The organism is Paraconexibacter sp., assembly GCF_041602235.1.
Taxonomy (GTDB): domain Bacteria; phylum Actinomycetota; class Thermoleophilia; order Solirubrobacterales; family Solirubrobacteraceae; genus Paraconexibacter.
In genome coordinates this window covers 1-10,768 of the sequence record NZ_JBFIGP010000113.1, presented here as the reverse complement: position 1 = coordinate 10,768, position 10,768 = coordinate 1, and the positions used below count along the sequence as shown (strand labels likewise).

Sequence of the window (10,768 nt, the reverse complement as noted above, 5' to 3'; positions counted from 1 at the left end):
GATCTCCCAGGCGGCGGCTGTGGCCGCGGCTGCGGTGATGGCGGTGAGGGCGGGCCGGCGCGAGCTCATCCCTCACCTTTACACCGATTCGTGTCGAGGTTACACGCGGCGTCAGGCGAGCTTGTCGACCTTCGGCAGGCCCTTCTTGATCCCGCTCTGGAGCGCCTTGGCGATGACGACGTCGAGGCCCGGCACGACCGCGCCGAACTCGATCTCGTACCGCAGGTGGCTCCCGCCGCCGGGCCGCTCCGTGAACACCATCTTGCCGCGGTGACCGCGAAGGGGGCTGCCCTTGGTGATGCGGTACTCGATGAGCTCGTTCGGGACGACGGTGGTGTTGGTCTCCTCGAACGGGGGCAGGACGGCGATCCGCAGCTGCCGCACGGAGCCGACGCCGTTGCGGGTGCCGTCGTCACCGTCCTTGAGCCGCGTGATCTTGGCCGGGAAGAGGGCGGAGAGGTTCTCGTGCTCGGCGAGGAACGCGAAGGCGCGCTCCACGGGAACGTTGAAGTCGTAGTCGACGGCGATCTTCTGCATAGGGGTGGACCGTATCCGACGGACGTGCGATGGCGTGGCGATGGGCGGGACGGGTAGCGTCGCGACCATGCCCCCCCAGATGCTCAGCCCGCACGACGCCGCCGCCCTCGTGCAGCCGCGGGACACGATCGGGCTGCCGCTGGGTCCCGGGCAGCCCCCCGCCCTCCTGCAGGCCCTCGGCGAACGTGACGACTTCGTCGACCTCCGGGTCGCCGGCGCCCTCCTGGCGGTCGGGACCGAGCTGTTCTCCCGGCCCGGCGTGCACTACCTGTCGGGCTTCTTCGGGCCGTTCGAGCGGGCGCTGCGCGATCAGGGGGCCAACATCTCGTTCGCCCCGGCCGACTTCCGCCGCTTCGCCCCGCTGCTCCGGGCGCGTCCGCCGCGGGTCATGGTCACCGCCGCGGCGCCACCCGACGCCGACGGGTGGTGCAGCCTCTCCCTGCACGCCGGCGGCACCATCGGGGAGCTCGTCCTCGCCGGCGAGGACCCCGACCGCCTGCTGATCGTCGAGGCGGGCGACGGCTTCCCGCAGACCTTCGGGTTGGCGCCCGAGCACCGCCATGCCCTGCACGTGGACCAGATCGACGTGCTGGTGCGGACACCCAGCGCTCCTCTCGCGCTCCCGGAGGCGGCGGCCGGCGACGTGGACGAGGCCATCGCCGGGCACGCTCGGCGCTTCATCCCCGAGGGCGCGACGCTCCAGACCGGGATCGGGTCGATCCCGTCGGCGATCGCCACGCGCCTGGCGACCGACGAGGGCGGCGGCTACGGGCTGCACTCGGAGATGTTCACCGATGGCTGCATGCGGCTGCACCAGGCCGGCAAGGTCACCAACCGGAAGGGCCATCTCGATGGGGTGAGCGTCACGACGTTCGCCTTCGGGTCCCAGGAGCTCTACGACTGGCTGGACGGGAACCGCGACATCGCCTTCCTGCCGGTCGAGGTCGTCAACGCTCCGGAGGCGATCATGGCCAACCGCGACATGATCACCATCAACGGCGCGCTGGCGGTCGACATCCACGGCCAGATCGTCGCGGACACCATCGGCGGCGCCCAGTTCTCCGGGATCGGCGGGTCGGAGGACTTCATCTCCGTCCCGGGTCTGTCGGTGGCGCAGCGATCCCTCGTGTGCCTGCCGGCGACCGCCACGGTGGACGGTGCGGTGCGCTCCCGGATCGTGCCGTGGTTCGAGGCCGGAGCGGTCGTCACGACCCCTCGCCACCAGGTCGACGTGATCGTCACCGAGTTCGGTGCCGCCGAGCTGGAGGGCCTGACCGTCCACCAGCGAGGAAAAGCCTTGGCTGCTGTCGCACATCCGGACTTTCGCGACGAGCTGCTGGAGGCGGCGGAACGGGCCTCGCGCGGCCATTCGCCCGTTGCCTGATTTGCACTAAGGTCCGGCCCGCCATGAGAGTGATCGACGACCTGCTCCGCAACGCCGACCGGTACGCGACGGACCCGGAGCACGGGTACCACGCGACCGACAAGACCGCGGAGCCCGGCCGCGGTCTGGCGATCGTCGCCTGCATGGACGCGCGGCTGCGCCTGTTCTCGCTGCTGGGCCTGGACGAGGGAGACGCGCACATCATCCGCAACGCCGGTGGCGTCGTCACCGACGACGTCATCCGCTCGCTCTCCGTCTCGCAGCACGTCCTGAACACCGTCGACGTCCTCGTCATCCAGCACACCGACTGCGGTCTGACGAAGACGACCGACGAGGCGTTCGACGCGCTGATGCGCGAGCACGCCGGCCACCGTCCCAGCTGGGGGCTGCGGACGATCACCGACCTGGAGGCGAGCGTCCGCGAGTCGGTCGCGTCGATCCGGGAGAGCCCGTTCCTCGTGCACCGCGGAGAGGTCCGCGGCGCCATCTTCGACGTGGCGACCGGTGAGCTGACCGAGGTCAGCTGACCAGCAGCGGCCCCTCCGCCCCGTGCACGGGGTCGCCCTTGTGGTCCAGGGCGGCGATGCTCGGGCGGTCCTGCAGGGCGGCGAACCACGCGCGCACGTTCGGGTACGGCTCGAGCTGGTCGGTCAGGTGCGGGGTCCACACGGGCAGGCGGGCCGCCACCGGCATGCCGCTGATGTCGGCGAAGGTGAACTCCTCCCCGCACAGCCACGGACCGTCGTGGACGGCGAGGACCGGCTCGATCGTCGCCAGCCGCTTGATCAGCTTCGCGTGGAGCTGCTCGGTGATGTCCTCGGGATCGTCCGGGGCACGGCCGAACGCGAGCTTGCGCATGCCCAGGAAGTAGTTGGCGACGAGGTGGTCGTCGATCCACTTGGTCCACCCGCGGGCCCATCCGCGGAGGTCCGGGTCGGCGGGCCACAGCGGCGGCTCGGGATGGGTGTCCTCGAGCCACTGGCAGATCACGGAGGACTCGAAGATGGCGACGCCCGAAGGGGTCTCGAGGACCGGGACACGCCCGATGGGCGTGAGCTCCCGCAGGCGCGGGGGACGGTTGCCGGGATGGATCTCGTGGAGCTCCACCTCCACGTTCTTCTCCGTGAAGGCGACGCGCGCCTTACCGGCGAACGGCGAGGCGCTGAAGGTCCACAGGCGGGGGATCTCGGTCATGGCCGCGCATCATAGGCGCGGCGGGTCACTCACCGACCGCGACCGTCCAGGGCTCGATCCGGTGCGCGGTGACCAGTCCGGCCTTCACGTACGGGTCGTCGGCGACGAACCCCTCGATCTCCTCCACGCCGGCGCGGAACACGCCGAGCGCCCCGCTCACCGGGTCCCCGAGGGCACCGAGGAACCGCAGCGTCCCGGCCTCGCACGCGGTCTCGGCATGGGCGAGGTGCGCCTCGCGGTACGGACCGCGCCGCTCCAGGATGTCGTCGACGTAGTCGTAGAAGAGGACGTGGTGCACGTCCGCGAGGCTACAGCTTCTTGACGTTCTCGCAGGACGCGTCGGCGACGTCGTCGGTGCTCATCTCGACCCAGTCCGCGCCCTGTCCGCAGGTCAGCGTGTCCGGCATCGCGGGAGACTCCTTGCCCGGGTCCTCGCGCGTGCGCAGGCGGTCGTCGCCGGGCCCACCGTCGAGGAGGTCCATCCCGGTCGTCTCGTAGATGTTGTCGTGGCCACCCATCCCGTAGGAGCGGTCGTTGCCGGCCTCGCCGAAGATCGAGTTGTCGGCGTCGTTGCCGATGAGCACGTCGTCCCCGTCGCCTCCGATGATGCGCTCGATGTCCCCCTTGACGTTGTCCGTGGCGTCCTTGGAGTCGCCGTCGTTGGCGACCCCGTCCAGCGACACGTTCACCCCGGTGCTGATGAAGCGGTAGTTGACGGTGTCGCGCCCGTCCCCGCCGGCGTAGCGCTCTCCTGGGGACTTGAAGGGCCGGTTGCCTGCGATGAAGAGGTCGTCGCCGGCGCCTCCGTGGGCCGAGTCGGAGCCGCCGCGGCCGTCGATCAGGTCGTCGCCGTCCTCGCCGTAGAACAGCTCGTTGCCGTCGCCGCCGATCATCGTGTCGTCGCCGTCGCCGCCGCGCACGACGATCGGGAACTTCACCTTCGCTGCCGCGACCGAGATGACCCGGGCGCGATCGTTGCCGGCCCCGAGGCTGATGTTCGCCGGCAGGAGGGACTTCACGGTGACCGTGTCGTCGCCCTCGCCGGCGGCGACGACGACCTTCTTGAGGTCGACGCCCGAGCGTTCGCAGCGCGAGCGCCGAGCGGTCCCGGCCGCACGGCAGCCTACGCCGTTGACGACGCGCGCCCGACTGCCCGCCACCGATACCCGCAGGCCGTCGCCGCTGGGGGACACGGTGATGCGGTCGGCGGCGTCACCGCCGGTGATCAGCATCGAGCCCTTCGACGAGATCGCCACCCGGACCGAGGCGTCGGGCTGCGACTCGGACTCCGGTGCGGGCGCGGCGCTCACTGCTGCCGCCGCGACGAGCGGCGTGAGCGCGAGGGGCAGGAGGGCGAACGCGCGGCGTGGCGTGGGCATCCCCGGAGTCTGCGGCACCACGGCCCGGAGCACATCAGGGGCAGCCCTGATCCTGGGCCGGGTCCGGCCCGGCCGGGACACGGGGCAGCCGTGCCCGGCCGGGGAGGGGATCCGCTACGGCGTGGCCGCCTTCGCGAGGTTGACCCGACCGAAGCCGTAGCTCGGGTCGCGGCCCGGTGCGCCGAGGTCGTCGACCGCGGTGTCGAGCTTCGTGCGCCACTGCGCCGGCGTACCGCCACGGCGGGCGATGACCGCGGCCACGCCCGAGACGTGCGGCGTGGCCATCGACGTGCCGGAGTACTTCACGTACCCGCCGCCGCGCTTGGTCGACAGGATGTCGACGCCCGGGGCGGCGACCTCGACATCGCTGTTGGCGTTGGAGAACGACGCGCGCTGGTCGTCGTCGTCGGTCGCGGCGACCGACACCACCTCGGGGTACGCCGCCGGGTAGTTGAGCGTTCCGTCACCGTCGTTGCCGGCGGCCGCGATCAGCAGCGAGCCGTTGCCGCCGTTCCACGCCTGCTGGACGGCCTGCCGCAGCGTCGTGGACTCCCCGCCGCCGAGCGACATCGAGATGACCCGGTTGCCCTTCCCCGCGAGGTAGGTGATGCAGTTGGCGACCGCGGCGGTGGAGCCGACACCCAGCGTGCCGTGGAGGGCCTTGCAGATGCCCAGGGGCGAGTCGAACGAGACGCCGGCGACGCCGACGCCGTTGTTCGCCTTGGCCGCGATCGTCCCGGCCACGTGCGTGCCGTGGTCGTTGTCGTCGGCGCAGCCGCGGCTCTCGGCCGGGACCGGGTCGCCGCCGATGATGCCCAGGACGCCGGCGGTGGTGGCGGCGCAGTCCACCGTCTTGCCGTTGAGGTCCTCGTGGGCCTTGTCGATGCCGGTGTCGACGATGCCGACCTTGAGGCCGCCGGTGGACGGGAAGGCGCCCAGCCCCGAAGCGTCCCAGCCCTCGGGTCCGTCGACGTCGGCGTCCGGGGTTCCGCCGGTCTGGCCGGTGTTGTGCAGGCCGTAGAGCTCGGCGAAGCGGGCGTCGTTGGGCACCGCCGTGGCGCGCATCACCTGATCGGGCTCGGCGTACTCGACGCTGGCCGAGCGGTTGAGGCGGTCGGCGGCCGCCTGCGCGCTGCCCGCGACGCGGATGACGCGTGCGCCGTTGGCGCTGATCCGTCCGACCAGGGCCTGCGCGCCGACGAGGCGCTCCAGGCTGGACAGGACCGTGGCCGACGTGCCGGGCTGATACTTGACGATCACGGTGTGGGGCACGTGATCGCCGGGGGCGGCGCTGGCGCTCGCGGCGGTCGCGAGCGCGAGCGCGCAGGCGGCGGTCACGGCCTTCACGGGACGATGCATTCGGGGTGTTCCTCTCCTTGGCGCGCGCAACGCCGTCCGGGCGTGTCACGCGGGGTGGGTGGTGGCGGGATGGCGTCCGTGCCTCGGACGCGCGCACGTGGGGTGGCGTCCGGATCCCGCGGCGGGCGCGTACCCGCATCCGCCACGTTCCATGCACGACCTGCTCAGGCCGGGAATCCCGGGGCCGCCAGGTGCTCCCGGACGTAGGCGGCGCGGAACCCGGCGCGCTCGATGTTGCGATGGCTCTGCTGCGGGGACCCGGGTACCGCGACGCCGGTCTCGGTCACGATCGGGTCGGCTCCGGCGGCGCGCCCGACCGCGAGGCGGGCCGACAGCAGACCGCGCTGCGCGCCCCGTCCACGGGCGGCAGGGAGCGTGGCGGCGAGGCCGAGCCACCCACCGTCCGGACCGACGTGCAGTGCGCCGGCACCCACGGCGGCGCCCGTCTCGTCCCGGGCGATCAGGCAGGTCCAGCCGGGACGACCGACCAGGGCATCGATCCAGTCCCGCATGCGTTCGGGCATCCCGTACCCGGCGACGACGACGGCCCCGAACTCGCCCGGGCGGGCGGCGTCGATCGTGAGGTCCGTTGCGGGCGCCGGCTCCTCGAGCGACGGGTCGTGGACGAACTTCGTCCAGGCGCGCGTGGGGGTGAACCCGCGTCGCGTGAGCATCGGGCCGAGGCGGTCCCGGTCTTCCGGCACCACGCCGACGACGTAGGTGCCTCCGCGGCTCGCGTACCACGCGTCGATCGCGTCCAGCTGCGCGTCGTCGAGGCCCGTGGCCTCGTGGACCTGATTGAGCTCGCGGGAGCCCGGAGCGGCGAGGGTCGAGAGGCACGTCGCCGTGGCCACGACCGAGGACCCGATGCCCATGTCGGTCACGACGGCACCGGGCGCGGCGGCGAACAGGTCGGCTACTGCCCGTGTCTCGGCGGCCTCGCGTCGATCTGGGTTCGCGCGCATGCCGCGACCGTAGCGCCGGGAGCGCCCCGATTCGAGTGCGTCAGCGGCCCTTCTCGGCGTCGCGCGCGATGCGCTCGACGACCCGCTCGGCGGCCTTCTCGACCGCGACGGTCATCGCGGGCTCGAACATGCCGAGCAGGGCTTCGCCGGCCAGCGGACGCAGGCGCTCGAGCGCGTCCCGTACCCGTGGCCAGTCCTCGGGCGGCATGCCCGCGCGCTGGAACGGCTTCCAGATCTCGGCGAGGAACAGCTCGACGAAGATCTTCGCGATCGCCTGGGCGTGGCGGTCGAGCTTCTCGAGGACGTCGAGGCCCACCTCGGGTCGCAGGCCGATGGCTCCGACCTCGGCGGCCGCGGTGAGCAACCGCGGCGAGGTCACCTCGTAGCGGTCCTCCCCGAGAGGCCGGAACAGCCCGAGGCGCCCGGCGCGGGTGATGGTCGCCTCATCGATGTCCTCGACCCCGAGGAGGCGTCGAACCTCCGCGCCCGCGACGATCTGGGCGCCGCCGGTCTCGAACGGGGTGGCGAGCGCGCGCCGGAAGCCCACGAACTCCTCGCCGCCGGAGCCGACGAGCTTCTGGATCGCGGCGAGGTTCAGACCGTCGGCCTGCATGTCGCGGATGAGGCGCAGCCGGTCGACGTGGGCGCGCCCGTAGTACCCGGTGCGCCCACGGACCTCCGGCGGGTCGAGGAGTCCGCGGGACTGATGGGCGCGGATGTTGCGCACGGTCATCCCGACCTCGGCCGCCAGTTGCTCGATCGTGAGGTCGGCTGCGTCTGTGGGGTCGCTCACACTCGGACCGTACCACCCTTACATGTGACATCGAATCATGTAAAGGTGTCGCCCATGAGCTTTCTCGTGACTCCGCTCGCGGCAGCCGTGCAGGCCGCCGCCGAGCCCGCGGGCGGCGCCGCCGTCGGTGAGGTCCTCATCGCGACCGCGGGCGCCGCCGTCGCCACGACCGTGCTCGGCGGCGTGGGCTTCGCGCACCGCACCGGGCGGACCCAGCTGCTGGCCCGCCTCGGACGGTGGACCGAGCGCATCAGCGGCCTGCCCGCCTGGACCGCCATCCCCGGCGCCGTCGCGGGTGCCGCCCTCATGGTGGCGCTCATCGGCATGTACTGGGACATCTCCCTGCACATCGACGACGGGCGCGACGCCGGGCCCCTGGCCAACCCCGCCCACTACCTGATCCTGGCCGGGCTGTTCGGGATCTTCGCCGCCGGCTTCCTGGCGATCGTGCTCGCCCCGGACGGCGACAAGCCAAGTCGTGGAGCGATCCGCATCACCCGCGACTGGTACGCCCCGCTCGGCGGCACCCTGATGGTGGCGTGCTCGGCGTTCTCGCTCATGGGGTTCCCGCTGGACGACCTCTGGCACCGCTTGTTCGGCCAGGACGTCACGCTCTGGGGGCCGACGCACCTCATGCTCATCGGCGGCGCCGGCATGACGCTCGTGGGCATGAGCGTGCTCCTCGTCGAGGGCGGGTCCGCCGCGGTGCAGCACGCCCGTGAGAGCGGCCAGGACGCCTCGGTCCGCGAGGTGGCTCGTCCCGGCGCCCGGCTCTGGGAGATCGTCATGCGGGTGCGGTTCCTGGGCATCGCGGGTGGATTCCTCGTGGGCCTGTCCACGTTCCAGGCCGAGTTCGACTTCGGCGTCCCGCAGTTCGCGCACATCCTGCAACCCGCGCTGATAGTGGTCGCCGCCGGGGTCGCGCTCGTCAGCGCACGGGTCTTCCTCGGGCCCTGGGCGGCGTTGGGCGCCGTCGCCTACTTCCTCGTGATCCGCGGCCTCGTGACCCTCATCGTGGGGCCGGTCCTCGGCGAGACCACGCCGCACTTCCCGCTGTACCTCGCCGAGGCCGTCCTCGTCGAGGCCGTGGCGCTGGTCGTCGCGGCCCGCGCGAACCCGGTGCGGTTCGGCGCGATCGCCGGCTTCGCGATCGGCACGGTCGGCGTCCTCGCCGAGCACGGCTGGACCCAGCTCTGGATGCCGCTGCCCTGGGCGTCGCAGATGCTGCCGCAGGCGCTGGTCGTCGGGGCCGTCACCGGTGTCGCGGCCGGAGCGCTCGGCGGCTGGGTCGGAGCGATGCTGCGCGCACCGTACGCGCGTATCTCGGGCGAGCCCACACCGGCTGTCGTACCGGCCGGCGCCCCGTGGGTTCGTCGGCTGGCCGTGCCAGGAGCGTGCGCGCTCGTGCTGGCCGGCGTGGTCGGCTACGGCCTGGACACCTCCGCCACGGGCTCGGCGCGCGCCGACATCCGACTGGCCGACGTCGCGACAGGGGACGCCCGGACCGTGTCCGCGGACATCCGGATCACCCCCGCATCGGCGGCGCAGGACGCCCGCTGGCTGACGGTCACCGCGTGGCAGGGCGGCGACACGTTGCACGTCGACCGCCTCGAACGGGTCGGTCCGGGCAGGTACCGCACCACCAAGCCGGTACCCGTGCACGGGGAGTGGAAGGCGATGCTGCGGCTCCACGACGCGGACGGCCTGGCGGTGGTCCCGATCTTCCTCCCGCTCGACACCGCGATCCCGGCGCCCGAGGTACCCGCTCCGCCGGCGTTCACGCGTGCCTTCCAGGGCGAGAAGCAGGTGCTGCAGCGCGAGGCCAAGGGCGATGTCCCGGGGTGGCTCCAGGGAGCGGGCTACGCGCTCGTGCTGCTGATCGCCGGAGCGCTGCTCCTCGGCCTCGCCTGGGGCTTGGCGCGGCTCGCCGCCCCGCCAGTGGACACCCCGCGGACGCCGTCCCCCGGCGTCAGCGGTCCGAGGCCGTCCCCTCCGTCGAGGCTGCCGGTCACGCCTGAGGTTCCGGTGTAGCGTTCGTGCGATGTCAGACACCTCGCACGGGACCGCCGAAGCTCACGGGATGGACGAGCAGACCCTGACGCGGTACGCGGACCTCGTCGTCGAGTTCGGCGCCAACGTGCAGCCCGACCAGATCGTCGCGGTGGGGGCGGAGGTCGGCAAGGAGCACCTGGCCCGCGCGATCGCCGCCAGCGCGTACCGGGCGGGCGCGAAGTTCGTCGACGTGCAGTACTTCGATCTGCACGTCAAGCGCGCCCGGATCGAGTTCGCCCGCGAGGACAGCCTGTCCTTCGTCCCGTCCTGGTACGGGGACCGGATCTTGGAGCTCGGTGAGCAGCGGTGCGCCCGTGTGGGGCTGACCGGCCCCGCCGCTCCGGGCCTGCTCGACGACCTCGACCCCGGGAGGGTCGGCAAGGACCCGCTGCCGTTCCTGAAGGAGTCCGGTCAGGTCGTCAACGAACGGACCACGAACTGGACGGCGGTTCCGTGCCCGACGGTCGCCTGGGCGTGCCTGGTGCACCCCGACCTCGACCCGGCGGAGGCCTACGCGAAGCTCTGCGAGCAGATCGTCCACGTGTGCCGGCTCGACGAGGACGACCCGATCGCCGTCTGGACCGAGCGCGCGGACGTCCTGGTCGGCACGGCGGCGCGGATGACCGAGACCGCCTTCGACAGCCTGCACTTCACCGGTCCGGGGACCGATCTGACGGTGGGTCTCCTGCCGACCTCCACGTGGATGGCCGCCCGCTTCCAGACCATCGACGGCATCGTCCACATGCCGAACCTGCCCAGCGAGGAGATCTTCACGGCGCCGGACCCCGAGCGCGTCGACGGCGTCGTGCGCTCCACCAAGCCGCTCGTCGTCGGCGGTTCCATCATCCGCGGCCTCGAGGTCGAGTTCCGTGGCGGCCGGGCCGTACGCATCGACGCGCAGGAGAACGCCGAGGTCCTCCGCGGCTTCGCCGCCCGCGACGACGGCGCGTGCCGGCTCGGGGAGGTGGCGCTCGTGGACGGCGATGGCCGCATCGGTGCCCTGGACACCGTCTTCTTCGACACGCTCCTCGACGAGAACGCCGCGAGCCACATCGCGATCGGATCGGCGTACCAGTTCACCGCGGGCGAGGCCGACCGTCACCGG

At 72.4% G+C, this 10,768-nt stretch carries 11 protein-coding genes; 4 read left to right on the top strand and 7 right to left on the bottom strand.

The genetic code is table 11. The annotated features are described in order from the left end of the window. Window positions 1-111: 111 nt before the first annotated feature. Entirely contained in the window at window positions 112-537 is a 426-nt protein-coding gene (locus ABYE80_RS10795; protein WP_372790283.1) for an SRPBCC family protein, read from the bottom strand. Between the two features lie 67 nt (window positions 538-604). Between ABYE80_RS10795 and ABYE80_RS10790 the strand changes: the two genes are divergently transcribed. Next, window positions 605-1,921: an acetyl-CoA hydrolase/transferase family protein gene (locus ABYE80_RS10790; protein WP_372790282.1), complete on the top strand. Its 1,317-nt coding sequence runs from the start codon at window positions 605-607 to the stop codon at window positions 1,919-1,921. A 23-nt stretch (window positions 1,922-1,944) separates the two neighbouring features. After that, window positions 1,945-2,448, top strand: a complete 504-nt coding sequence (locus ABYE80_RS10785) for a beta-class carbonic anhydrase (protein WP_372790281.1) — start codon at window positions 1,945-1,947, stop codon at window positions 2,446-2,448. Here the strand turns inward: ABYE80_RS10785 and ABYE80_RS10780 are convergent. The 6 genes from ABYE80_RS10780 to ABYE80_RS10755 form a co-directional block, all read right to left on the bottom strand. Next, window positions 2,441-3,115, bottom strand: coding sequence for a glutathione S-transferase family protein (locus tag ABYE80_RS10780; RefSeq protein ID WP_372790280.1), 675 nt, complete (start codon window positions 3,113-3,115; stop codon window positions 2,441-2,443). The two genes, ABYE80_RS10785 and ABYE80_RS10780, sit on opposite strands and share 8 nt — an antisense overlap. A gap of 25 nt (window positions 3,116-3,140) precedes the next feature. Then, on the bottom strand, window positions 3,141-3,413 hold the full coding sequence (locus ABYE80_RS10775; protein ID WP_372790279.1) for a YciI family protein: 273 nt from the start codon (window positions 3,411-3,413) through the stop codon (window positions 3,141-3,143). Window positions 3,414-3,423: 10 nt separating this feature from the next. After that, on the bottom strand, window positions 3,424-4,494 hold the full coding sequence (locus tag ABYE80_RS10770) for a calcium-binding protein (RefSeq protein WP_372790278.1): 1,071 nt from the start codon (window positions 4,492-4,494) through the stop codon (window positions 3,424-3,426). Between the two features lie 114 nt (window positions 4,495-4,608). Then, window positions 4,609-5,853: a S8 family serine peptidase gene (locus tag ABYE80_RS10765; protein WP_372790277.1), complete on the bottom strand. Its 1,245-nt coding sequence runs from the start codon at window positions 5,851-5,853 to the stop codon at window positions 4,609-4,611. Window positions 5,854-6,017: 164 nt separating this feature from the next. Further along, on the bottom strand, window positions 6,018-6,818 hold the full coding sequence (locus ABYE80_RS10760; RefSeq protein ID WP_372790276.1) for a hypothetical protein: 801 nt from the start codon (window positions 6,816-6,818) through the stop codon (window positions 6,018-6,020). 40 nt (window positions 6,819-6,858) lie between these two features. Then, entirely contained in the window at window positions 6,859-7,611 is a 753-nt protein-coding gene (locus ABYE80_RS10755; RefSeq protein WP_372790275.1) for a MerR family transcriptional regulator, read from the bottom strand. Window positions 7,612-7,665: 54 nt separating this feature from the next. On the opposite strand from ABYE80_RS10755, the gene ABYE80_RS10750 reads away from it, so the two are divergent. Further along, complete coding sequence (locus ABYE80_RS10750; RefSeq protein WP_372790274.1) at window positions 7,666-9,642, top strand: hypothetical protein; 1,977 nt, start codon at window positions 7,666-7,668, stop codon at window positions 9,640-9,642. Between the two features lie 10 nt (window positions 9,643-9,652). Then, window positions 9,653-10,768 (top strand): aminopeptidase (locus ABYE80_RS10745; RefSeq protein WP_372790273.1); only part of this gene is annotated, 1,116 nt, incomplete at its 3' end.